Source organism: Streptomyces sp. URMC 129, assembly GCF_051386415.1.
Lineage (GTDB): Bacteria > Actinomycetota > Actinomycetes > Streptomycetales > Streptomycetaceae > Streptomyces.
Genome location: NZ_JBPQTQ010000036.1, coordinates 21,367 through 43,608, shown reverse-complemented (window position 1 = coordinate 43,608; position 22,242 = coordinate 21,367). Strand labels below are relative to the sequence as shown.

Here is a 22,242-nt window from a genome sequence, read left to right as displayed (position 1 = left end):
CACCCCCGCACCCCCCGCAGCCCCACGCCTCCCGGCTTCCCACGGCCTGGGACGACAATGACAGCGGCGTCACCCGCCGCCGCCACGCCGCCCGGACGACAGGGGGCCACCGACCATGACCAGCCACCCCACCGTGCTCGACGATCTCGACCGGAAGATCGTCGCCGCGCTCATCGCGAACGCCAGGAGCAGCTTCGCCGAGATCGGCGCCGCGATCGGGCTGTCCGCGCCCGCCGTCAAGCGGCGCGTGGACCGGCTGCGGGAGGCGGGGGTGATCACCGGGTTCACCACCATGGTCAGCCCGTCCGCCCTCGGCTGGCGCACCGAGGCGTACGTCGAGGTGTACTGCGACAGCGCCGCCCCGCCCCGGCGGCTGGCCGAGGTCGTGCGGGACTACCCGGAGATCACCGCCGCCATGACCGTCACCGGCGGCGCCGACGCGCTGCTGCACATCAGGACCACCGACATCGAGCACTTCGAGGAGGTGCTCGAACGCATCCGCGCCGAGCCGTTCATCCGCAAGACGATCAGCTTCATCGTCCTCTCCCACCTCATCGCGGGAAGCCCCGAGGCCGGTGCCAGCCCGCCCACCCGTCCGGACGAAACGATCGGCCGCTGAACGGCCCAACGGCGCAACACCGCTGCGCGCACGCGCAATCGTGGTTTCTTGTCGCCCGCCCTGCCCGTTCCTACCGTTGCTCTCATGGCACCCTCACGCGCGCGGCGACCCCGGCGCTACCTGACCTGCGAGCCACGGCACTTCGACGTGCTGTACGCCATCAACCCCTGGATGCGCGCGGGCACCCCCGTCGACACCGCGCGGGCGCTGGCCCAGTGGCGGACGCTCGTCGCCGCCTACCGCGAGCACGGGCACACGGTGGAGACCGTCGCGCCCGTTCCCGGCCTGCCGGACATGGTCTTCGCGGCCAACGCGGCGCTGGTGCTCGGCGGCCGGGTCCTCGGCTCGCGCTTCCACGCGCCGCAGCGGCAGCCGGAGAGCACGGCGTACGAGATGTGGTTCAAGGCGGCGGGCTTCGACGTCCACGAGCCGCTGGCGGTGTGCGAGGGGGAGGGCGACCTGGTGCCGGCCGGCCCGTACGTCCTGGCCGGCACGGGATTCCGCACGGTGCCCGCCGCCCACGAGGAGGTGCGGGAGTTCTTCGGCGTGCCGGTGATCGGCCTGCGGCTCACCGACCCGCGCTTCTACCACCTCGACACCGCGCTGTTCTCCCTGGAGGACGAGGGGGAGCGCGGCGGGAACGTGGCCTACTACCCCGGCGCGTTCTCGCCGGGGAGCCGCGCGGTGCTGGAGCGGCTGTTCCCCCGGGCGGTGATCGCGACCGAGGACGACGCCCTGGCGTTCGGGCTCAACTCCGTCTGCGACGGCCGCCACGTCTTCATCGACCCCGGCGCCCGGGGCCTGATCGGCGAACTCGCGCGCCGCGGTTACGTCCCCGTCCCCGTCGACCTCTCGGAGTTCCGGAAGGCCGGCGGCGGCATCAAGTGCTGCACCCAGGAGATCCGGCCATGACCAGCGCCCCCACCGCCGTGCCCGCCCCCCACCCGGCCCCGCGTTCCTCGGCGGACCTGATCCGCGCGGAGGAGTCGGCGCTCGCGCACAACTACCACCCGCTGCCCGTGGTCGTCGCCCGCGCCGAGGGCGTCTGGTTGGAGGACGTCGAGGGGCGCCGCTACCTCGACATGCTCGCGGGCTACTCGGCCCTCAACTTCGGCCACCGGCACCCCGACCTGGTGGCGGCGGCCCACCGCCAGCTCGACCGGCTCACGCTCACCTCCCGTGCCTTCCACAACGACCGGCTGGCCGGTTTCGCCGAGGGCCTGGCCGAGCTGACCGGGCTGGACATGACGCTGCCGATGAACACCGGGGCCGAGGCGGTCGAGAGCGGCATCAAGGTCGCCCGCAAGTGGGCCTACGAGGTCAAGGGCGTCGCGCCCGACCGGGCGACGATCGTGGTGGCCGCCGACAACTTCCACGGCCGCACCACCACCATCGTCGGCTTCTCCAGCGACCCGGTCGCCCGCGACGGCTTCGGTCCGTTCACGCCCGGCTTCCGCGTCGTCCCCTACAACGACCTCGCCGCGCTGGAGGCCGCCGTCGACGCGACCACGGCGGCCGTGCTGATCGAGCCGATCCAGGGCGAGGCGGGCGTCATCATCCCGGACGACGGCTACCTGGCCGGGGTGCGCGAGCTGACCCGGCGCACCGGCACCCTCTTCGTCGCCGACGAGATCCAGTCCGGGCTGGGCCGCACCGGCACCACGCTCGCCGTCGACCACGAGTCGGTCCTGCCGGACCTGCTGCTGCTCGGCAAGGCCCTGGGCGGCGGCATCGTCCCGGTCTCCGCGGTCGTCGGGCGCCGCGACGTGCTGGGTGTGCTGCGGCCCGGCGAGCACGGCTCGACGTTCGGCGGGAACCCGCTGGCCGCCGCGGTCGGCTCGGCCGTCGTGGACCTGCTGCGGACCGGTGAGTTCCAGCGGCGGGCCGCCGGGCTGGGCCGGGTGCTGGACGCCGGGCTGGCCGCCCTGGTCGGCAAGGGCGTCGTCGGCTACCGGTGCCGGGGGCTGTGGGCGGGCGTCGACGTGGACCCGTCCCTCGGCACCGGCCGCGAGGTCAGCGAGCGGCTCATGGGGCAGGGCGTGCTGGTGAAGGACACCCACGGCTCGACCATCCGGCTGGCGCCGCCGCTGACGATCAGCCGCGAGGAGCTGGAGTGGGCGCTGGACGTGCTGGCGGGCGTCCTCGGCTGAGCCACGACGACACGCGCCGGGCGGGGAGGGGCGGGTCAGGGGCCCGCGTCGCCACCGTTGCCGCTGTCACCGCCGCCGCCACCGCCACCGCCGTCACCGGCCTGTGTCTCGTAGGCGCGCATCGTCCGGACGAACATCGCGCGCTCGGCGGGGGAGAGCGGCGCGAAGGCGCGGCGCCAGGAGTCCGCGCCGTTGGCCAGCCAGGCGTCGATGGCGGCGCGGGTCTCCGGGTCCCGGGTGATGGCGACGATGGTGCGCCTGCCGTCCGAGGGGTCGGGATGCCGTTCCACGACGCCCTGCCGGCTGAGGTCGCTCACCATCAGGCTCACCGTCGTGGGGGCCACCTCCAGCCGGGCGGCGAGGTGGCTGACCGGCATGGGCCCGTCGAACAGCAGGTAGGACAGGAGCGACAGATGACGGGGCGCCAGCTGGAAGGAGCGCAGCGGCTCGGGGAGCGCGGTGCGCTTGAGGCGGGCGACCACGCGCGGCATCAGCAGCAGCATCGCCCGGACCGCGTCGTCGGGGCTGAGGCCCTCCTCCAGCGGTTCGCCCTCTGCCATGCCGCCGCATCCCCTCGTGCCGTGCCGTTCCCTGCCGTTCCGTGTGCCCCGCCCTTCACCGCGCCGGAGGCGACCGCAGGACACGTCCGGGCAGGGTCACGTTATCGGACGGCGTCCCCGGCACCTCGTGTCGCCGGTCCCGGGAAGGGCGCGGTGCGACGGCCGCGCGGAACAGGGCCCCGACCGCCGCCGCCCTGGCCGGGGTCGGCCCGCGTCCCGGAGTCCCGCGCACCCGGCGGGTGTCACCCCGGCCGCGCTCGCGGAGGCCACCGGCGTCTTCGCGAGCAGCCTGTCCCGTCCGGAGGCGGGCCGGGGCCGCCCGTCGGCATCGGGGCGGAGAGATCGCTTTGGGACCAAAAATATCGACTCGTGTGGGTGAACGGCCGCCCCATGGACGGGGGATGGGTGAGCGAACGGGTCCCTCGAACGGGGGGCACTCGGCGTGTGGTCCGTCACGGTGGGTAGCAATGCCAGGACGAAGCGTCGGTCCACAGGAGGGGAAAGCATGCGCATCCGACATGCCGTGGGGACCGCCGTCGCGGCGGTGCTCCTCGCGATCGCCGGGCCGGCCGCCATGGCTCAGGCCGGCACCGGGACCTTCTCCTATCACACGGTAGGGGGGAACGAGGGCGCCCTCGACGGCGTCGAGCCCTACCGTTGCTATGAGTTGGGGGATTCCGACGAGCCGGTGATGAGCGGGTTCAACGGCACGGTGTTCATCGCCGCGCTCTACGGCGACACCCGCTGCGACACCGAGCTGGACCGCATCGACCGGAACACGGGGTTCGAGTCGCCCCCGGTGAGCAGCGTGCAGTTCTTCCCGCCCTGCGCCGCCACCGACTCGGCCACCGAGCCCCCGGAAGAGCCGTCCCCGAGCGGCGATCAGGCCGCGCGCGCCAGCTCCGCCCGGCCGAACAGCAGGGCGTAGCCCGGTGGGAGCGCGCCGATCACCCGGTTCACCAGCTCGTCGTCCGCCGCCCGCGCGACCACGCACAGCACCGAGCTGACGTCCCAGCGGGCGGTGGCCTCGGCGCAGCCGCCCAGCCGCGTGGCCACGTCCCGGACGAACGCGGCGGCGGCCAGCGGGCGTTCCGCCGGTGCCCCGCCGGTCAGCAGCGCCGCCGCCTCGGTCGGCAGCGAGCGGGCCAGATCGGCCCGCTCGTCGCCCGTCAGATGGCAGCCGAGTTCGGTCAGGACGACGCGGGTGACCCGCTCGGCCTCCGATCCGGACGCGTACTGCCCGTACTGCCTCACCTGGTTCACAAGTTCATTCCAGCCCATGTGGGCCAGTTACCCCCATCCGGGAGTTCTATGGAAAATGCGGCCCGCGCCACACTCCGCCCCGCCGCGGGCCCGCGCGGACCGGGCCCGGTGTCACGGCACCAGGATCAGGCGGACCGGGTCGCCGGTCTTGTGCTCCAGGCGGGACACCGCCTCGGCCGCCTCGGTCAGCGGCAGGTGGCCGCTGACCGAGGGCGCGAGGTCGAGCCGTCCGGTCGACGCCAGCCGGACGAGCTGTTCGACGTGCTCGGGGTCCGAGCCGTAGTGGCCGCGCACCTGGTTGCCCCGGTAGCTGAACAGGGTGCCGTTGGCCAGGGACAGCGGCTGCGGGGTGAGCCCCACCAGCACCAGGACGCCCCCGGTGGCCAGGGCGCGGGCGGCCTGCTCGCGCACGGCCGGGACGCCCGCGAAGTCGAACGCGACGTCCAGGCCCGCCCCTTCGGTCGCCCGGCGCAGCTCGTCACCGAAGTCCGGGGCGGCCGGGTCGAGGGCCAGGTCGGCGCCGAACGCCAGGGCGCGCTCGCGGGCCCCGGGCAGCGGGTCGATCGCGATCACGGGCGCGGCCCCGGCCAGCCGCGCGGCGCGCACGCCGTGCGCGCCGAGGCCGCCCACGCCCCAGACGCCGACGGCCTGCGCGGGCCGGACCCCACCGGTGGCGACGACGGCGGCGTAGGGCGTCGAGACGGCGTCGGGGATGATCGCGGCCTGGTCGAACGGCAGGCCGTCGGGGATGCGCAGCAGCGTGTCCTCGCGGGCCAGCGCGTACTGGGCCCAGCCGCCGTCGTAGTCCACGCCCCGGGTGAGGGTGCGCGGGCAGGGGCCGCGCCGGCGGCGGCAGGCGGCGCACGCGCCGCAGCTCTGCCCGGCGACGAGGACCACCCGCGTGCCCGGGCTCCACTCCGCGTCGACCCCGGGGCCCGGGGTGTGCACGACGCCCGCGACCTCGTGCCCGAGGGTGACGGCGTCGTCCGGGTTGAACATCGGGCGCAGCGTGCCGTCGATGAGGTGCGCGTCGGACAGGCAGACCCCCGCGGCCCGCACCTCGACCAGCACCTCCCCGGGCCCGGGCTCCGGCACGGGCACCTCCTCCACGGCGAACCGCCTCGTCGCCAGGTGCAGGCGGCCGGCGAGCATGGTCTCCACGAGCGGATCCCTCCTGTGGGCCGATACTCCGGTGTATCCGTGCGGCATCGTAGGGCGCCGCGCTTCCGGCAGTCGAGCAATGCTCAACGGGCTAGGGTTCTCGCATGACCGCCGAGCCCGCCCGCCCCCGCGTGCGCCGCACCGCCGAGGAGCGCCGGCGGCAGCTCATCGGCATCGGGCTGCGGCTGCTGGCGACCCGCCCCATCCACGAGCTGTCGATCGACGAGGTGGCCGCGGAGGCGGGCATCTCGCGCGGGCTTCTCTTCCATTACTTCCCCACCAAGCGCGACTACTACGTCGCCGTGGCCCGGGCCGCCGGGCGGCGGTTGCTCAAGCACGCGACCGCTCCCGACAGCGACGACCCGGCCGAGCGGCTGAGCGGCATCATCGAGGGATTCGTCGGCTTCGTGCGGCGCCGCCACGACAACTACGTGGCGCTGGCCCGGGCCGGGGCGGGCGCGGACGACCAGGTGCTGGAGGCGTTCGGCGGTGTCCGTGCCGAGCTGACCGACCGTGTCTTCGCGGCGATGGGGGAGCCGGCCGCGCCGCCCCCGGTGCGGTACGCCGTCCGGGGCTGGCTGGCGATGGTGGAGGAGATGGCGATCGAGACGCCCGCCGACGTCATGTCCACCGAGGAGCTGACCGCCTTCCTCGTCGGCAGTCTCGACCGGATCCTCTCCGCCCTGGCGCCCCGCTGACCTCGCGCCGCCCCCGCTCCCGCCGGGCTCGTCCCGGCCGGTCTGCCCATTGAGCAAAGGTCAGCAGGGCGCTAGCCTCCCTATCGAGCAACAGTCAATAAGGCGAGGGGTTCGGTCATGGACTTCGCACACTCCGCCCGCGGGCGGGAGTACCTCACCTCGGTCGGCGGTTTCATCGAAACCGAGATCCTGCCGCGCGAGCGTGAGTACTTCACGGAGCTGTCCCGGCAGACCGACCGCTGGCAGGTGCCGCCGCTGATCGGTGAGCTGAAGGCCAAGGCCCGCGCCGCCGGCCTCTGGAACCTCTTCCTCCCCGACGAGCGCTACGGCCCCGGCCTCACCATGACCGAGTACGCCCCGCTGGCCGAGCTGATGGGCCGCTCGCCCATGGCTCCCGAGATCTTCAACTGCAACGCCCCCGACACCGGCAACGCCGAGGTCCTCCACCTCTACGGCAGCGACGAGCAGCGCGCCCGCTGGCTGGAGCCCCTGCTCGCCGGCGAGATCCGCTCCGCGTTCTGCATGACCGAGCCCGCCGTCGCCTCCTCCGACGCCACCAACATGCAGGCCACCGCCGTCCTCGACGGCGACGACGTGGTGATCAACGGCCGCAAGTGGTGGTCCACCGGCGTCGGGCACCCGGACTGCGAGTTCGTCATCTTCATGGGCCTCACCGACCCCGGCGCCCACCGCCACCACCGGCACTCGATGGTCCTCGTCCCCATGGACACCCCCGGCGTACGGGTCGAGCGGATGCTGCCCGTCTTCGGCCACTACGACGAGCCCTACGGCCACGGCGAGGTGACGTTCACCGACGTCCGGCTGCCCCGGGACGCCATCATCGCCGGCCCCGGCCGCGGCTTCGAGATCGCCCAGGGGCGGCTCGGCCCCGGCCGCATCCACCACTGCATGCGCCTGATCGGCCTGGCCGAACGCGCCCTGGAGCTGGCCTGCCGCCGCGCCGCCGAGCGCACCGCGTTCGGCAAGCCCCTCGCCAACCTCGGCGGCAACCGCGAGCGCATCGCCAAGGCCCGCATCGCCATCAACCAGGCCCGCCTCCACGTCCTGCACACCGCCTGGCTGCTGGAGACCTCCGGGCCGCTCGGCGCGCTCAGCGAGCTGTCCCAGGTCAAGGCCTCCGTGCCCACCATGGCCTGCGAGGTCGTCGACATGGCCATCCAGCTCCACGGCGGCGCGGGCCTCTCCGACGACTTCCCGCTGGCCGCCGGCCTCGCCACGGCCCGCGCGCTGCGCCTGGCCGACGGCCCCGACGAGGTCCACCTCGGTGTCGTCGCCAGGATGGAGCTCGCCGCCCACCGGGACCCCGCGTGAGCGCCCGCCCCGGCCGCCGCGATCGGCCGACGAGCGCCCCGAAGCCCGCCGCCGGCAAGGTCCGCGACGAGGACGCCTTCGACGTTCCCCGGCTCGACGCCTGGCTCAAGGAGCGGCTGGACGGCCTGACCGGCACGCCCGAGATCAGCCAGTTCACCGGCGGCGCCTCCAACCTCACCTACCTGCTGCGCTATCCCGGCACCGACCTGATCCTGCGCCGGCCGCCCGCGGGGCGGAAGGCGTCGTCGGCCCACGACATGGCCCGCGAGTACCGGGTGCAGCGCCAGCTCAAGCCCGTCTTCGGCCACGTCCCCACCGTCCGCGCCCTGTGCCAGGACCCCGGCGTCATCGGCGGCGACTTCTACGTCATGGACCGCGTGCCCGGCCTCATCCTGCGCCGCGACCCGCCGCCCGGGCTGTCCCTCGGCCCCGCCCGCGCCCGCGCGCTCGCCGAGACCTACGTCGACACCCTCACCGAGCTGCACGGCATCGACCCCGTCGCCGCCGGGCTCGCCGACCTCGGCAAGGGCGCGGGCTACGTGCGCCGCCAGGTCGAGGGCTGGACCCGCCGCTACGAGCAGGCCCGCACCCGCAATGTGCCGCGCTTCACGCGCGTGACGGCCTGGCTCGCCGACCACCGGCCCGACGACGTCGCCACCCGCGTCATCCACAACGACTGGCGGCTGGACAACATCGTGCTCGACGAGGAGGACCTCGGCGTCCGGGGCGTCCTGGACTGGGAGATGGCCACCCTGGGCGACCCGCTGATGGACCTCGGCGGCGCGCTGGCCTACTGGGTGGAGCCCGGCGACGGCGTCCTCGCCCGCCGCACCCGCCGCCAGCCCAGCGACCTGCCCGGGATGCTCACGCGGGCCGAGATCGTCGAACGCTACTGCGACCGGATGGGCCTGGCCACCGACAACTGGGCCTTCTACGAAGTGTTCGGCCTCTTCCGGCTCGCCGCGATCGCCCAGCAGATCTACTACCGCTACCACCACAAACAGACCCGGAACCCGGCGTTCAAGAACCTCTGGATCTTCGTGCACCACCTCCACGGGCGCTGCCGCGCCACGATCCGCCGGACCGGCCGCCGAGAGGGCTGAAGAAGACACCCCATGCCCGTCATCCACCTACTCCGCCACGGCCAGGCGTCCTTCGGCAGTCCCGCCTACGACGAGCTGTCCGACCTCGGCCGCCGCCAGGCGGTCATAGCCGGCCGGGAGCTGGCCCGCCGTGAGCCGCGCCGCCCGCTCATCGTGAGCGGCACGCTCACCCGCCAGCTCGACACGGCCGGCATCGTCGTCGGCAGCGGCGGCTTCGCCATGGAGCCGCAAATCGACGCCCGCTGGGACGAGTACGACTTCCTGGCGGTGCTGGAACGTTACGCCGTGCCCGAGGAGCCCATCGGCTCCGTGGGCGTGCAGGACGTCCTGGACCTGGCGCTGCTCGCCTGGATACAGGACCCCGCCGAGGACGGCTGGCCCGCGTTCTCGGGCGGCGCGATCGCCGCGCTGCAGGACCTCGCGGGGACGCTGACCGCCGAGCGCCGCGACGCCGTCGTCGTCACCTCCGCCGGCGTCGTCGCGGCGCTGTGCGGCTGGCTCCTCGACCTGCCGCCGTCCGGGGTCGTGGCCCTGCACCGGGTCGCGGTCAACGCGGCCATCACCACCGTCGCCGTGGGCCGGTCCGGCACCAGCCTCCTGGCGTTCAACGACCACGCGCACTTCGCCGGCCAGGGCCGCGAGCTGCTCACCTACCGCTGACGCGGACCCACGGGACCACGCGAGAAAGAGAGACATCACCATGCGCGCCGTACACGTGACCCGGCTCGACGGGCCCAAGGCCGTGCGGATCGTGGATCTGCCCGAGCCGGAGCCCGGCGACGGCCAGGTGCTCATCGACGTCCACGCCGCCGGGGTCTCCTTCCCCGACGTGCTGCTGACCCGCGGCCTGTACCAGATCAAGCCGGAGCTGCCGTTCGTGCCCGGCTCCGAGGTGGCCGGCGTGGTGCGCTCCGCGGCCGAGGGCACCGGGTTCGCGCCGGGCGACCGGGTCGCGGCGTTCCCCGCGTTCGGCGGCTTCGCCGAGCGGGTCGCGGTGGACGCCCGGCTGGTCTTCCCGCTGCCCGGGCGGCTGTCCTTCGAGGCGGGCGCCGCCCTGCCGATGAACTACCTGACCGTCCACTTCGCCCTCAGCCGCCGCGGCGGGCTGCGCGCGGACGAGACCGTCCTGGTGCACGGGGCGGCCGGCGGCGTCGGCACCGCGGCCGTCCAGTACGCCCGCGCCCTCGGCGCGCGGGTGATCGCCGTCGTCTCCAGCGAGGCCAAGGGCGAGGTCGCCCGCCGGGCCGGCGCGCACGACGTGGTGCCGGTCGACGGCTTCCGGCAGGCCGTCGCCGAGCTGACCGGCGGCCGGGGCGCCGACCTGGTGGTCGACCCGGTCGGCGGCGACCGCTTCACCGACTCGCTGCGCAGCCTCGCACCCGAGGGCCGCCTGCTGGTGATCGGCTTCACCGGCGGCGAGATCCCCACCGTGAAGGTCAACCGGCTGCTGCTGAACAACATCGCCGTGATCGGCGTCAGTTGGGGAGGCTTCTGGCTGCCCCGGCCCGCCTACCTGCGCGAGCAGTGGGCCGAGCTGACGCCGCACCTGGAGGCCGGCCGCCTCGACCCGCTGCTCGGGGCCTCGTACGACCTGGCCGGGACGGCCGAGGCCCTGGCCGAGCTCGACGAGCGCCGCGCGCTGGGCAAGGTCGTCGTCCGCGTGCGGTGAACCCGGTGAGCCGGTGAACCAGCAGGTGAACGCGGCGCGGGCACGAAGTTGTCACGATCGTGACAGGGCTGACCGCGCCGTGCGCGTCCCCGGCAGGAATAACGGCGGCACCCCTTTTCGCGTGCTCCGACCGCCGGACACACTCCGAACCCTGTCGAGTGGGCGCAGACGCCCAGAAGGAGTGCAGCCCGATGCCACCCCGCCTCACCCCCCGCTCGCCCCGCGTCTCCAGGACGCGGCTGAAGATGGCCCTGACCTCGGTCGTCGCCGGTGGTCTCGCGCTCGGTGCCCTCGGTGTCACGGACGTCACCGCGACGGCCGCCCCCACCGCCGCCTCCAGCACCCAGGTCGCGGCCGAGACCGAGTACCGGCGCGGCCCCAACCCCACGGCGCAGAGCGTCGACGCCGCCACCGGCCCCTTCGCCATCCAGCAGACGGCCGTCCCCGCCGGCAACGGGTTCGCGGGCGGCACGATCTACTACCCGACCGACACCAGCCAGGGCACGTTCGGCGCCGTCGCCATCTCGCCCGGCTTCACGGAGAACCAGTCGGCGATCTCCTGGTACGGACCGAAGCTCGCCTCCAACGGCTTCGTCGTCATCACCATCAACACCAACAACATCTTCGACTTCCCCGACGCCCGCGGCACCCAACTGCTCGCGGCGCTGGACTACCTGACCACCAAGAGCCCGGTCGCCAACCGCGTCGACAAGAACCGGCTGGCCGTGGCCGGGCACTCGATGGGCGGCGGCGGCACCCTGCGCGCCGCGGCGGCCCGCCCGGAGACCATCCAGGCGGCCGTCCCGCTCGCCCCGTGGGACGCCAGCAAGGACTGGTTCTCCGTCCGGGTCCCCACCCTGATCGTGGGCGCCGAGAACGACTTGATCGCCCCGGTGGGCTCGCACGCCGAGCCGTTCTACGAGAGCCTCACCAACGCGCCCGAGCGGGCGTACCTGGAGCTGGAGTCGGCCGGGCACATGGCGACCAACTCCGCGAACACGACCACCGGCCGGTACGTGCTGTCCTGGCTGAAGCGCTACGTCGACAACGACACCCGGTACGAGCAGTTCCTCTGCCCCGCGCCCGCGCCCAGCAGCACCATCTCGGAGTACCGGAACTCCTGCCCCGGATCCTGACGAAATGAGACGCGGGCCACACTTCCCGGTCCGCATGTCACACTCCGGGGGGCGCGGCCCCTCTAAAGGGGGAACGCGCACACAGGAGGTCCACCATGATCGACGGTTCGGCGAGGAGCCTCGCGGGCGGCCGGGGCGACGCCGCTGCCGGGGAGTCCGCCGGTCACCGGCGCTCGCTGGAACCCGGCGCGTTCCTCCCGGGCAATCCGGGAACCGGAGGCCGCACGGCCCCGCCACGCGGCGGCGCCCCTCGTCGCCGCCGACGCGCCGTCATGGTCCGTTCCGCCGGACCGTCCGGGTGACCGCGCGGGCGGCGTAGTCAGCTCGGGGCGGCAGCCGCCGGGCGGTGGTCGTGCCCGCTCTGCCTGCCATCCGCGTCAATCAAGGGGGGATTCCCCCGCCCTCCTGAGCGCGGATGGCAGGCGGAGCACCACATCACAGTGATTGCACCCTGCAATGGAGGTTTATTCCCGGGGCGGCCGGGATTCGGACGACGAAGCCGCGAGAAGTTCCATCAGTTCGTCGAGATCGTATTGGGCTCTGTTGGGACTGCCGTAACGTGTGATCTTCCCGCGGCTGGCCCATTTCCGTATGGTCGCCTGGGACACGCCCGCGGCGAGTGCCGCGAGTTCCGTGGGAACGAGCCTGGCGCCGTTTCTCGGTCCCTCACTCATGCGGCACCCTCGGACGGGTGCGAACGATTCGTGGTCCTTCCGTTTCTCGACTGCTGAATCTGCCGGGACAGGTGGAGCCACTGATGCGGCGCCCACGTGTGGCCGGCGGTACAGCGCACCTCCCGTATGCGCTTACCGTCGCGGCCGGATGTCGCCGGGCTCATCGGCGCCGTGCAGCCCGGGTGTATGCATTGGCCGAGCTCGATGCGGAGCCCGGGCTGGGTGTAGGCCGAACGCTGGGCGTGGCTCGTGATCTGGGCCATTTCCTCGACGAAGTCCGCCGCGGCCGGGTGGTCGACCAGCCAGTGCAGGTGACTGACGAGGAAGGACGCCAATTCGGCCGGCTGTCTTCGGGCCGGTCTGGCGACCGATCGCTCGTCGGCCACCAGGGCCGACCAGGAGGCGAGGAAGCCGATGATGCGCGAGCGGGTGGTGATCACTTCCTCGTCCAGCAGGATTCCGGTGGCGCCGCGGCTGCCGCTGACCCGCTGCAGCGCGGGATTGCGGCGGGGCAGCAGCGCCGACTCGCAGTCCTCGTAGATCTGGGGAAGCTCCAGCAGGTCGGCGCGCAGGGTGTGATGGCAGGTGGCGCACAGCCGCGGAGGCGAGCCCGCGGACCGATGGGGACGTGGTGCCTGCGGACGGCTGCCGCAGGTTTTTCCCAAACACAGCGAAGTGTTCATTTCCTCACCTGATGGTCAATCATGGCGGAAAGAGGTTGTCGCGTCGCGGGATATAGCGGTCACTCGTGATGACCTCGGAGTTTTCTGCCTGTATCCGGGCATGCCGAAAGACGCCATGTGTTCTGCGGTGGGACACCTGGCCGTTGCCTGCCCGTTATCGGCTGCTCGTCGCGGTTTTCGTCACTGGTCACCGCGGAATCCGCGCCGAAGGTTAAACACCGGGGCGAACATGATCGTTCTGTTTCTGGCGCGTTAAATCGGTGTCATAATGATCCGGAACCCCCGCTCCCGAGTCATGGCCTGGCCGTGTATGGCGATCTCCAGGTTTTGAGGTGGAAGGCTACTCACAAACCACGCCGCCCGTCCATACCTGTCCGACCTCCGGAGAAATCGGGGAAGGATGGTGTCAGAGTCGCGCTCTGTCCTCCCGTGGGCCGCTCCACCCCATGTGCGAGTCTTGTCCGATTCCGGGGTGGAATAACGGAGTTCCGGATTCCGTTCGCGGTTGCGTGGCCGCGGCGCTGCGGCGCGCGCAAACATGTTCTGACATTAGGTCAGCGGACCTGCATGCGCTCTCCGATGGTTCGCATCTGCGAAAGTTATCGCTCCGTTACCTTTTCTCGATCCCGCGCAGGTTCCCATGCCCAGGCGTACGGAAGCCAACCGTCCGGCGGCACATAGCCATGAACTGCGTAAATGCTGTGGAGGAGGAGCGCGCGGTTGACATCGGCGGTGTGAAGCTGTCACGATGTTTTTGGCGGCAGGCTTATGCCCGGATTCGGTTTCCGTGGATTGACCCCGAATCGGGTGCCTGCCCTTCTTCATGTCCGGAAGTCCGCCGGCGCGCCGGCGCGCGGACACCGGGCATGCCCGGCGCCGCACGACAAGCGCCCGTGTGTTCCAGATCACATGAATTCCCGTGCTGCCCGCTCGCACGACGCCGGGCGGCACTCCGGGAACCGACTCCGCCGACGCGAGCGACTCGGCCGCGCACCTGACCGCGCGCGGGCCGGAAGGAGCCTTTGAGGCGTATGGACAGAATCGGCTTCGTCTTCCCCGGGCAGGGCTCCCAGCGCGTGGGCATGGGGCAGGACCTCGCCCACGAGCGCCCGGAACTGGTCGGACGGTACTACCGTCCGGCCGAGGACATCCTCGGCCTCCCCCTCTCCCGGCTCTGCTGGGAGGGTCCGGCGGAAGCCCTGAAGGACACCTCGATCACCCAGCCCGCCGTCTTCCTCACCAGCCTGTGCGTGCTCGACACTCTGCGTGAGCGCGGCCCGGCCCCCGATGTCGTCGCCGGGCACAGCCTCGGCGAGTACACCGCGCTCGTCGCGGCCGGAGTCCTGGAGTGGACCGACGCGCTCCGCCTGGTCCGGCTGCGCGGACAGCTCATGGCCGGCGTCAACGAGCGCGTGCCCGGCGCGATGGCCGCGATCGTCGGCCTGACCCTGGAGGACGTCGAGAAGATGTGCCTCCAGGCCGGCGACGCCACCGGCCAGGTGGTCGAGATCGCCAACGACAACGAGCCCGGCCAGACCGTGGTGTCGGGTCAGGTGGACGCCGTCGGCGCGGTCATGACCGCCGCCCGGGAGGCCGGCGCCCGCCGCGCGGTGCCGCTGGAGGTCGGCGCCCCGTTCCACTGCTCGCTGATGGGCGCGATCGAGGAGCGGTTCGCCGCCGCCCTCGCGGAGGTGGAGTTCCGTGAGCCCGCCGTCGGCATGATCTCCTCCGTGACGGCCGAGCCCGTGACGAGCGCCGCGGGTGCCCGGGAAGTCCTCACCCGCCAGCTCGCCGGACGCGTCCGCTGGACCGGCACGGTGACCCGCATGTCCGGGGACGGCGTGGGGCGGTTCGTCGAGGTCGGGCCGGGCAAGGTGCTGGCCGGACTGTGCCGCCGGATCGCACCCGGAGCCGCCGTGCACACCACCTACGACACGCGGCAGATGGCCGCGACCCTGGACGCGCTCAACCCCGCGGGCTGACCCGCCCCACCACGCGCCCCGGGGGCGCGCGGCGTTGCGCCGGGGGCCCGTCCGTGTGGTCGTCTACGCGCGGAGCGCGCCCGTGGCGGGCCGTGGCGCGCGGGGCCGCGCCGGGCCGGGAGACCGGGGCGGAGATGCCTTCCCGGTGTTTCCCGGCGGAATCCGGCGTTCCACGGAATGGCGTTCCGCGCTGCATCACCAGGGATTTCCCCGGATTTCACCGCATGCGCGCGCCGACCGCCCGGCCACCTGTTGACACGAGCCGCGAAGACGTGTCACGCTTTTCCCGGCGGTCGAACTGTGCCCAAATCCAGGATGGGGCCGCCCGCCTCCCCGGTGAGGCCTCCGATTCCCTTCATTGTCCTTCGCGACAGGCTCTGCCACGCCCTTTTGCGGCGGCCGAGCCTTTTTTCATGCCATTTTCCCGCGGGCGCTCACGCACTGTTTTCCCAGGTCAAGGAGAGAAGCATGGACGTTCCGGTCATCGTCGTGGGCGCCGGGCCTTCGGGGCTCGTGCTGGCGGCCGAATTGCGGCTGGGTGGCGTCGAGGTCATCGTCCTCGACAAGCTGGCGAAGCCCTCGGGAGAATCCCGCGGCCTCGGCTTCACGGCCCGCGCGGTCGAATTGTTCGACCAGCGCGGCCTGCTGCCCGGATTCGGGGAGAACCTGGAGCTGGCCCCCATCGGGCACTTCGGAGGCATCCCCATGGACTACACCCAGCTCGACGGCGCCCACTTCGGCGCCCGCGGCATTCCCCAGGCGAAGACCGAGGAGGTCCTCATCGCCTGGGCCACCGACCTCGGCGCCGACATCCGGCGCGGCTGGGAGGTCGTCGGCGTGACCGACGACGGCGAGGGCGTCGACGTCGAGGCCGAGACGCCCGACGGCCGCACGACGCTGCGCGCCCGCTACCTGGTGGCCTGCGACGGTGGCCGCAGCACGGTCCGCAAGCTGGTCGGCTTCGACTTCCCCGGCACCCCCTCGACCATCGAGATGTACCTCGCGGACGTCTCCGGCCTCGACCTGCCCGCCCGCCACATCGGCGAGAAGGTGCCCGGCGGCATGATCATGAACGCCCCGCTGGGCGACGGCGTCGAGCGCATCATCGCCGCCGAGCGCGGCAACGGACCGCGCGAGCGCACCGGGCCGCCCACGTACGAGGAGGTCGCGGCCTGCTGGGAGCGCCTGTCCGGCCAGTCCATCGCCCACGGCGAGGCGTCCTGGGTCAGCTCCTTCGGCGACGCGACCCACCAGGTCACCGAGTACCGCAAGGGCAACGTCCTGATCGCCGGCGACGCCGCCCACACCCACCTCCCGGCCGGCGGCCAGGGCCTGAGCGTCAGCGTGCAGGACTCCTTCAACCTGGGCTGGAAGCTCGCCGCCACCGTGCGCGGCTGGGCCCCGCCCGGCCTGCTGGACACCTACCACGCCGAGCGCCACCCGGTGGGCCGGCGGCTGCTGATGGCGACCCGCGCGCAGGGCATGCTCTACCTCGGCGGGTCCGAGATCGAGCCGCTGCGCAACGTCTTCGCGGAACTGCTGGAGTTCCCCGAGGCCGCCCGGCACCTCATCGGCATGGTCAGCGGCTTCGAGGTCCACTACGACGTCGGCTCCGGCGGCCACCCGCTGCTCGGCCGCCGCGTCCCCAAGCAGGACCTGGTCGGCACCGGGGGCAAGACCACGACGGCCGAGCTGCTGCACTCCGGCCGCGGCGTGCTGCTGGACTTCACCGACCACGCCGACCTGCGCGCCGTCGCGGCGCCCTGGTCGGACCGGATCGACATCGTCACCGCCCTCCCGCACGCACTGCCGGAGACCAGCCCGCTCGCCGGGGTGACCGCGCTGCTGGTCCGCCCCGACGGCTACGCGGCCTGGGTGGAGCCGGACGGCGGGGGCGAGGCCCTGTCGGCGGCGCTGAACCGCTGGTTCGGCGCGCCCCGGTAGACCGTGTCGACGCCCGGTCACGGGCACGGACTTTTGTGAGCGATTGGGGAGCAGGGGGCGGGCGGGTGTCCGCGCGGAATTCCGGCCGTTCGGAAACCGCCCGTCCCCTGCCGATCGATCGAGAAGGCACGGTCTGAGCAGACAACCTCAGAAAAAGGAGAAACCCGATGCACAGCACGTTGATCGTGGCACGGATGGCGCCCGACGTCAGTGGTGACGTCGCGCGGATCTTCGGGGAATTCGACAAGACCGAGATGCCCGGTCTGATGGGCACCAGGCGCCGCCAGCTCTTCTCCTACCGGGGCCTGTACTTCCACCTTCAGGACTTCGACGACGACCACGGCGGCACCGTCATCGAGGAAACGAAGACCCACCCGCTGTTCGTGAAGGTCAGCGACGACCTCAAGCCGTTCATCGAGGCCTATGACCCGGCGACCTGGCGTTCGCCCGCCGACGCCATGGCCACGCGTTTCTACCACTGGTCCACGTCTTCGTGACGCATTTCTGCCCGAAGGGGGCGACGTCCACATGCGACGGCGAGTAGTGATAACCGGCATCGGGGTCGTGGCGCCCGGCGGTATCGGCGTCAAGAACTTCTGGGGCCTGCTGAGCGAGGGCCGGACGGCCACCAGAGGGATCACGTTCTTCGATCCCACCCCATTCCGTTCCCGCGTGGCGGCCGAGGTCGACTTCGACCCCGAGGCCCACGGGCTCAGCCCGCAGGAGATCCGGCGGATGGACCGCGCGGCGCAGTTCGCCGTGGTCTCGGCCGCCGAGGCCGTGGCCGACAGCGGCCTCGAACCGTCCGACCTCGACCCGTACCGCACGGGGGTGACCGTCGGCAGCGCCGTCGGCGCCACCATGGGGCTCGACCAGGAGTACCGCGTCGTCAGCGACGGCGGCCGGCTCGACCTCGTGGACCACGAGTACGCGGTCCCGCACCTCTACGACTACTTCGTGCCCAGCTCGTTCGCGCGCGAGGTGGCCTGGTCGGTGGGCGCCGAGGGCCCCGCGACCGTGGTCTCGACCGGCTGCACCTCCGGTCTGGACTCGGTCGGCTACGCGACCGAACTCATCCGCGAGGGCAGCGCCGACGTGATGATCGCCGGCGCCTCCGACGCGCCGATCTCCCCGATCACCGTGGCCTGCTTCGACGCCATCAAGGCGACCACGCCGCGCAACGACGACCCGGAGCACGCCTCCCGGCCGTTCGACAACTCCCGCAACGGCTTCGTCCTCGGCGAGGGCGCGGCGGTCTTCGTGCTGGAGGAGTACGAGCGGGCCAAGCGGCGCGGCGCGCACATCTACGCGGAGATCGCCGGGTTCGCCAGCCGGTGCAACGCCTTCCACATGACGGGGCTGCGCCCCGACGGCCTGGAGATGGCCGAGGCCATCCGCACCGCCATGGACGAGGCCCGCATGAACCCGGACGAGATCGACTACATCAACGCCCACGGTTCGGGCACCAAGCAGAACGACCGCCACGAGACGGCGGCCATGAAGCGCAGCCTGGGCGACCACGCCTACCGCACCCCGGTCAGCTCCATCAAGTCGATGGTGGGGCACTCGCTGGGCGCGATCGGCTCCATCGAGATTGCGGCCTCGGCGCTGGCCATCGAGAACAACCTGGTGCCCCCCACCGCCAACCTGCACACCGCCGACCCCGAGTGCGACCTGGACTACGTCCCGCTCCGGGCCAGGGAGTGGCAGACGGACGCGGTGCTGACGGTCGGCAGCGGCTTCGGCGGCTTCCAGAGCGCGATGGTCCTGCGGAGGACGGCGTGAGCACTTCGGTAGTGGTGACCGGCGTCGGCGTCACGGCCCCCAACGGGCTCGGCACCGACGCGTACTGGGCGGCGACCCGGAGCGGGAAGAGCGGCATCGAGCCGGTCAAGCGGTTCGACGCGACGGCCTACCCGGCCGTGCTGGCGGGCGAGGTCCCCGGCTTCGTCGCCGAGGACTACCTGCCCAGCAGGCTGATGCCGCAGACCGACCACATGACGCGGCTGGCGCTCGTCGCGGCCGACTGGGCGCTGGCCGACGCCGGCGTCCAGCCGTCCGAGTGGCCCGCGTTCGACATGGGCGTCATCACCGCCAGCTCCTCCGGCGGCTTCGAGTTCGGCCAGAACGAGCTGCAGGCGCTGTGGAGCAAGGGCGGCCAGTACGTCAGCGCGTACCAGTCGTTCGCCTGGTTCTACGCGGTGAACACCGGTCAGATCTCCATCCGCACCGGCATGAAGGGCCCCAGCGGGGTCGTGGTGTCGGACCAGGCGGGTGGCCTGGACGCCGTCGCCCAGGCCCGCCGCCAGATCCGCAAGGGCAGCCGGCTGATCGTCACCGGCGGCGTGGACGGCTCGATCTGCCCCTGGGGCTGGGCCGCCCAGCTCGCCGGCGGCCGGCTGAGCACCAGCGCCGACCCCGGCCGGGCGTACCTGCCGTTCGACCCGGACGCCGCGGGCCACGTGCCCGGCGAGGGAGGCGCCCTCGTCATCCTGGAGGACGCCGACTCCGCGCGGGAGCGCGGCGCCCGTGTCTACGGCGAGGTCGCCGGCTACGGCGCGACGTTCGACCCGAAGCCGGGCAGCGGGCGCGAGCCCGGCCTGCGGCGGGCGATCGAGCTCGCGCTCGACGAGGCGGGCCTGCGGCCCGGCGAACTCGACGTCGTGTTCGCCGACGCCGCCGCCGTGCCCGAGCTGGACCGTGCCGAGGCCGAGGCGATCCGCGCGGTCTTCGGGCCGCGCGGCGTCCCGGTCACCGCGCCCAAGACGATGACCGGCCGGCTGCTGTCCGGCGCCGCCTCGCTGGACCTGGCCGCCGCGCTGCTGTCCATCCGGGACGGCGTCATCCCGCCCACCACCAACGTCTCGCCGCTCCCCGCGTACGAGCTGGACCTCGTCGTCGGCGAGCCGAGGACCGCCGACGTCGCCTCGGCGCTCGTCCTCGCCCGGGGAGAGGGCGGCTTCAACTCCGCCATGGTCGTGCGCCGGGTCGCCGGCTGACCACCGGCCCCGCCACCAGGCTCGCGCGGCCCGCCGGGCCCGCGAGGCTTACGAGAACGAAGGATTGAGATGGCCTTTCAGGAACTCACCATCGAAGACCTCCGGCGCATCCTGCGGGAGGCCGCCGGCGAGGTCGAGAGCGTCGACCTCGACGGCGACATCCTCGACGTGACCTTCGAGGAGCTGGGCTACGACTCGCTCGCCCTGCTGGAGACCGGCAGCCGCATCGAGCGCGAGTACGGCATCGCGCTGGAGGAGACCTCGGTCGCCGACGTCGAGACGCCCGGCGCGCTGCTGACCGTCGTCAACAAGCAGCTCGCCCAGGAAGCAGCGGCCTGACCGTCCCACCCCACCGGCTTGCGCCGCCGGGCGCTCCGCACGCGCCCGGCGGCGGAGCCGTGTCCCGGGCCGCCGGCCCACGCCGGCACCCGGGCACCACCCATTCCCATCTGGAGAGACTTAAGGAGCAGGCATGGCCGTTGAGGGGCAGCGGGTCGCTCTCGTCACGGGGGCCACCAGCGGTATCGGGCTCGCCGTCACCAGGGCTCTGGCCACGCAGGGGCACGCGGTGTTCATCTGCGCGCGCAGCGCGGACAGCGTCGAGGTGACCGTGAAGGAACTGCGCGACGAGGGCCTCGAGGTGAACGGCACCGCGTGCGATGTCACCTCCAAGGACGACATCAAGGCGTTCGTCCGGGCCGCCGTCGACACCTACGGCCAGGTCGACGTCCTGGTGAACAACGCGGGCCGCAGCGGCGGCGGCGTGACCGCCGACATCGAGGACGACCTCTGGTTCGACGTCGTCAACACCAACCTCAACAGCGTCTTCCTGATGACGCGCGAGGTGCTCAACACCGGCGGCATGCGGCACCGCGACCGCGGCCGGATCATCAACATCGCGTCGACGGCCGGCAAGCAGGGCGTCGTCCTGGGCGCCCCCTACTCGGCGTCCAAGCACGGCGTCGTCGGCTTCACCAAGGCCCTCGGCAACGAACTGGCCCCGACCGGCATCACGGTCAACGCGGTCTGCCCCGGCTACGTCGAGACGCCGATGGCCGCGAAGGTGCGCGCGGGCTACGCCGCCGCGTTCGACACCACCGAGGACCAGATCATGCAGAAGTTCACGGCCAAGATCCCGCTCGGCCGCTACTCCACCCCCGAGGAGGTGGCCGGCCTGGTGGGCTACCTCGCCACGGACACCGCCGCCTCCATCACCGCCCAGGCGATCAACGTCTGCGGCGGTCTCGGCAACTTCTGAGGCCACCGCGCCCTGGGCCGAAACAACGTGGCACCCGAATCATTCGAGGGATTGGGAGACTTGACCATGACGGAGTCCGGCCACCGCGAGGTGGAGCACGAGATCACGGTGGACGCCCCGGCCGCCGACGTCTACCGGCTGATCGCCGAGGTGGTGAACTGGCCGCGGATCTTCCCGCCGACCGTGTTCGTCGACCACGTCGAGCGCTCCGGGAACACCGAGCGCATCCGCATCTGGGCCACCGCCAACGGCGAGGCCAAGAACTGGACCTCGCGCCGCGTGCTCGACCCCGGGAAGCTGCGCATCGAGTTCCGCCAGGAGGTCTCCACGCCGCCGGTGGCCGCGATGGGCGGGGCCTGGCTGATCGAGTCCATCTCCGCCACCCGGTCGCGGGTGCGGCTGCTGCACGACTACCGGGCCATCGACGACGACCCGGACAGCCTGGCCTGGATCGACCAGGCCGTGGACCGCAACAGCCGCTCCGAGCTGGCCGCGCTGAAGCGGAACGTCGAACTCGCCACCGGCGCCGACGAGCTGTACCTGGCCTTCGAGGACACCGTGCAGATCAACGGCTCCGCGAAGGACGTGTACGACTTCCTCAACGAGGCGCAGCTGTGGGAGGAGCGGCTGGCGCACGTCGCCCGCGTCGAGCTGACCGAGGACACCCCGGGCCTGCAGATCCTGGAGATGGACACCCGCACCAAGGACGGCTCCACGCACACCACCAAGTCGGTGCGCGTGTGCTTCCCGCACAGCAGGATCGTCTACAAGCAGATCACCCTGCCCGCGCTGATGACCCTGCACACCGGCTACTGGAAGCTGGAGGAGAACGCCGACGGCGTCGCCGCCACCTCCCAGCACGCGGTGGTCATCAACACCGAGAACATCACCAAGATCCTGGGCGAGGACGCCGGCCTGGCCGAGGCCAGGACGTTCGTCAAGAACGCCCTGAGCACCAACAGCACCGCCACCCTCGGGTACGCCAAGGCGTACGCGGAGGGCAAGCGCTGA

Annotated in this window: 22 protein-coding genes; 18 read left to right on the top strand and 4 right to left on the bottom strand. The window is 72.4% G+C overall.

What is annotated here, in order from left to right; genetic code table 11:
- Window positions 1-115 precede the first annotated feature (115 nt).
- From ACSNOC_RS10445 to rocD, 3 genes are all read left to right on the top strand, one after another.
- A complete protein-coding gene (locus ACSNOC_RS10445) occupies window positions 116-619 on the top strand; it encodes an Lrp/AsnC family transcriptional regulator (protein ID WP_436747042.1) in 504 nt (167 codons plus the stop codon).
- 84 nt (window positions 620-703) lie between these two features.
- Window positions 704-1,531 (top strand): dimethylargininase, encoded by an 828-nt coding sequence (gene ddaH / locus ACSNOC_RS10440; protein WP_436747041.1) that lies wholly within the window; start codon window positions 704-706, stop codon window positions 1,529-1,531.
- Window positions 1,528-2,769 (top strand): ornithine--oxo-acid transaminase, encoded by a 1,242-nt coding sequence (gene rocD, locus ACSNOC_RS10435; protein WP_436747040.1) that lies wholly within the window; start codon window positions 1,528-1,530, stop codon window positions 2,767-2,769. Before ddaH ends, rocD begins: the two co-directional genes overlap by 4 nt.
- A gap of 35 nt (window positions 2,770-2,804) precedes the next feature.
- Here rocD and ACSNOC_RS10430 read toward each other — a convergent pair whose 3' ends face one another.
- Window positions 2,805-3,329, bottom strand: a complete 525-nt coding sequence (locus ACSNOC_RS10430; protein ID WP_436747039.1) for a MarR family winged helix-turn-helix transcriptional regulator — start codon at window positions 3,327-3,329, stop codon at window positions 2,805-2,807.
- 505 nt (window positions 3,330-3,834) lie between these two features.
- On the opposite strand from ACSNOC_RS10430, the gene ACSNOC_RS10425 reads away from it, so the two are divergent.
- The gene (locus ACSNOC_RS10425; protein WP_436747038.1) at window positions 3,835-4,257 is read left to right on the top strand and encodes a hypothetical protein; all 423 of its coding nucleotides are present in this window, start codon (window positions 3,835-3,837) and stop codon (window positions 4,255-4,257) included.
- Here the strand turns inward: ACSNOC_RS10425 and ACSNOC_RS10420 are convergent.
- A complete protein-coding gene (locus tag ACSNOC_RS10420) occupies window positions 4,212-4,592 on the bottom strand; it encodes a DUF2267 domain-containing protein (protein ID WP_436747037.1) in 381 nt (126 codons plus the stop codon). The two genes, ACSNOC_RS10425 and ACSNOC_RS10420, sit on opposite strands and share 46 nt — an antisense overlap.
- 111 nt (window positions 4,593-4,703) lie before the next feature.
- Complete coding sequence (locus ACSNOC_RS10415; RefSeq protein ID WP_436747036.1) at window positions 4,704-5,753, bottom strand: zinc-binding dehydrogenase; 1,050 nt, start codon at window positions 5,751-5,753, stop codon at window positions 4,704-4,706.
- Between the two features lie 104 nt (window positions 5,754-5,857).
- Between ACSNOC_RS10415 and ACSNOC_RS10410 the strand changes: the two genes are divergently transcribed.
- The 6 genes from ACSNOC_RS10410 to ACSNOC_RS10385 all read left to right on the top strand — a co-directional run bounded on the left by ACSNOC_RS10410 (window position 5,858) and on the right by ACSNOC_RS10385 (window position 11,691).
- On the top strand, window positions 5,858-6,451 hold the full coding sequence (locus ACSNOC_RS10410) for a TetR/AcrR family transcriptional regulator (RefSeq protein ID WP_436747035.1): 594 nt from the start codon (window positions 5,858-5,860) through the stop codon (window positions 6,449-6,451).
- 117 nt (window positions 6,452-6,568) lie between these two features.
- Window positions 6,569-7,783 carry an acyl-CoA dehydrogenase family protein gene (locus ACSNOC_RS10405; RefSeq protein ID WP_436747034.1) on the top strand — a complete coding sequence of 405 codons (1,215 nt, stop codon included), beginning with the start codon at window positions 6,569-6,571 and terminating at the stop codon, window positions 7,781-7,783.
- A complete protein-coding gene (locus ACSNOC_RS10400; RefSeq protein WP_436747033.1) occupies window positions 7,780-8,886 on the top strand; it encodes a phosphotransferase family protein in 1,107 nt (368 codons plus the stop codon). Before ACSNOC_RS10405 ends, ACSNOC_RS10400 begins: the two co-directional genes overlap by 4 nt.
- 12 nt (window positions 8,887-8,898) lie before the next feature.
- Complete coding sequence (locus ACSNOC_RS10395) at window positions 8,899-9,546, top strand: histidine phosphatase family protein (RefSeq protein ID WP_436747032.1); 648 nt, start codon at window positions 8,899-8,901, stop codon at window positions 9,544-9,546.
- A gap of 40 nt (window positions 9,547-9,586) precedes the next feature.
- Window positions 9,587-10,555, top strand: a complete 969-nt coding sequence (locus ACSNOC_RS10390; RefSeq protein WP_436747031.1) for an NADPH:quinone oxidoreductase family protein — start codon at window positions 9,587-9,589, stop codon at window positions 10,553-10,555.
- 191 nt (window positions 10,556-10,746) lie between these two features.
- Window positions 10,747-11,691: an alpha/beta hydrolase family protein gene (locus ACSNOC_RS10385; RefSeq protein ID WP_436747030.1), complete on the top strand. Its 945-nt coding sequence runs from the start codon at window positions 10,747-10,749 to the stop codon at window positions 11,689-11,691.
- Window positions 11,692-12,361: 670 nt separating this feature from the next.
- Here ACSNOC_RS10385 and ACSNOC_RS10380 read toward each other — a convergent pair.
- Window positions 12,362-13,048 carry a hypothetical protein gene (locus tag ACSNOC_RS10380; protein WP_436747029.1) on the bottom strand — a complete coding sequence of 229 codons (687 nt, stop codon included), beginning with the start codon at window positions 13,046-13,048 and terminating at the stop codon, window positions 12,362-12,364.
- A gap of 1,031 nt (window positions 13,049-14,079) precedes the next feature.
- On the opposite strand from ACSNOC_RS10380, the gene fabD reads away from it, so the two are divergent.
- The 8 genes from fabD to ACSNOC_RS10340 all read left to right on the top strand — a co-directional run bounded on the left by fabD (window position 14,080) and on the right by ACSNOC_RS10340 (window position 22,242).
- Window positions 14,080-15,030: an ACP S-malonyltransferase gene (gene fabD / locus ACSNOC_RS10375; RefSeq protein WP_436747028.1), complete on the top strand. Its 951-nt coding sequence runs from the start codon at window positions 14,080-14,082 to the stop codon at window positions 15,028-15,030.
- 468 nt (window positions 15,031-15,498) lie between these two features.
- Entirely contained in the window at window positions 15,499-16,974 is a 1,476-nt protein-coding gene (locus tag ACSNOC_RS10370) for an FAD-dependent monooxygenase (RefSeq protein WP_436747027.1), read from the top strand.
- A 167-nt stretch (window positions 16,975-17,141) separates the two neighbouring features.
- On the top strand, window positions 17,142-17,471 hold the full coding sequence (locus tag ACSNOC_RS10365) for a TcmI family type II polyketide cyclase (protein WP_436747026.1): 330 nt from the start codon (window positions 17,142-17,144) through the stop codon (window positions 17,469-17,471).
- 31 nt (window positions 17,472-17,502) lie between these two features.
- Window positions 17,503-18,759, top strand: a complete 1,257-nt coding sequence (locus ACSNOC_RS10360; RefSeq protein WP_436747025.1) for a beta-ketoacyl-[acyl-carrier-protein] synthase family protein — start codon at window positions 17,503-17,505, stop codon at window positions 18,757-18,759.
- Window positions 18,756-19,973 carry a ketosynthase chain-length factor gene (locus tag ACSNOC_RS10355; RefSeq protein WP_436747024.1) on the top strand — a complete coding sequence of 406 codons (1,218 nt, stop codon included), beginning with the start codon at window positions 18,756-18,758 and terminating at the stop codon, window positions 19,971-19,973. The genes ACSNOC_RS10360 and ACSNOC_RS10355 overlap by 4 nt, the downstream gene beginning before the upstream one ends.
- Window positions 19,974-20,042: 69 nt before the next feature.
- On the top strand, window positions 20,043-20,312 hold the full coding sequence (locus ACSNOC_RS10350; RefSeq protein WP_436747023.1) for an acyl carrier protein: 270 nt from the start codon (window positions 20,043-20,045) through the stop codon (window positions 20,310-20,312).
- 133 nt (window positions 20,313-20,445) lie between these two features.
- Window positions 20,446-21,231 carry a 3-oxoacyl-ACP reductase FabG gene (gene fabG / locus ACSNOC_RS10345; protein ID WP_436747022.1) on the top strand — a complete coding sequence of 262 codons (786 nt, stop codon included), beginning with the start codon at window positions 20,446-20,448 and terminating at the stop codon, window positions 21,229-21,231.
- 66 nt (window positions 21,232-21,297) lie between these two features.
- Window positions 21,298-22,242, top strand: coding sequence for an aromatase/cyclase (locus tag ACSNOC_RS10340; protein WP_436747021.1), 945 nt, complete (start codon window positions 21,298-21,300; stop codon window positions 22,240-22,242).

Bases quoted from the DNA above. Each gene is read 5' to 3' on its own strand.
- ACSNOC_RS10425 (WP_436747038.1), top strand. From the start codon at position 3,835: ATGCGCATCCGACATGCCGTGGGGACCGCCGTCGCGGCGGTGCTCCTC.
- ACSNOC_RS10365 (WP_436747026.1), top strand. From the start codon at position 17,142: ATGCACAGCACGTTGATCGTGGCACGGATGGCGCCCGACGTCAGTGGT.
- fabD (WP_436747028.1), top strand. From the start codon at position 14,080: ATGGACAGAATCGGCTTCGTCTTCCCCGGGCAGGGCTCCCAGCGCGTG.
- ACSNOC_RS10380 (WP_436747029.1), bottom strand. From the start codon at position 13,048: ATGAACACTTCGCTGTGTTTGGGAAAAACCTGCGGCAGCCGTCCGCAG.
- ACSNOC_RS10445 (WP_436747042.1), top strand. From the start codon at position 116: ATGACCAGCCACCCCACCGTGCTCGACGATCTCGACCGGAAGATCGTC.
- ACSNOC_RS10350 (WP_436747023.1), top strand. From the start codon at position 20,043: ATGGCCTTTCAGGAACTCACCATCGAAGACCTCCGGCGCATCCTGCGG.
- ACSNOC_RS10395 (WP_436747032.1), top strand. From the start codon at position 8,899: ATGCCCGTCATCCACCTACTCCGCCACGGCCAGGCGTCCTTCGGCAGT.
- fabG (WP_436747022.1), top strand. From the start codon at position 20,446: ATGGCCGTTGAGGGGCAGCGGGTCGCTCTCGTCACGGGGGCCACCAGC.
- ACSNOC_RS10360 (WP_436747025.1), top strand. From the start codon at position 17,503: ATGCGACGGCGAGTAGTGATAACCGGCATCGGGGTCGTGGCGCCCGGC.
- ACSNOC_RS10340 (WP_436747021.1), top strand. From the start codon at position 21,298: ATGACGGAGTCCGGCCACCGCGAGGTGGAGCACGAGATCACGGTGGAC.
- ddaH (WP_436747041.1), top strand. From the start codon at position 704: ATGGCACCCTCACGCGCGCGGCGACCCCGGCGCTACCTGACCTGCGAG.
- ACSNOC_RS10430 (WP_436747039.1), bottom strand. From the start codon at position 3,329: ATGGCAGAGGGCGAACCGCTGGAGGAGGGCCTCAGCCCCGACGACGCG.
- rocD (WP_436747040.1), top strand. From the start codon at position 1,528: ATGACCAGCGCCCCCACCGCCGTGCCCGCCCCCCACCCGGCCCCGCGT.
- ACSNOC_RS10370 (WP_436747027.1), top strand. From the start codon at position 15,499: ATGGACGTTCCGGTCATCGTCGTGGGCGCCGGGCCTTCGGGGCTCGTG.
- ACSNOC_RS10385 (WP_436747030.1), top strand. From the start codon at position 10,747: ATGCCACCCCGCCTCACCCCCCGCTCGCCCCGCGTCTCCAGGACGCGG.
- ACSNOC_RS10410 (WP_436747035.1), top strand. From the start codon at position 5,858: ATGACCGCCGAGCCCGCCCGCCCCCGCGTGCGCCGCACCGCCGAGGAG.
- ACSNOC_RS10390 (WP_436747031.1), top strand. From the start codon at position 9,587: ATGCGCGCCGTACACGTGACCCGGCTCGACGGGCCCAAGGCCGTGCGG.
- ACSNOC_RS10405 (WP_436747034.1), top strand. From the start codon at position 6,569: ATGGACTTCGCACACTCCGCCCGCGGGCGGGAGTACCTCACCTCGGTC.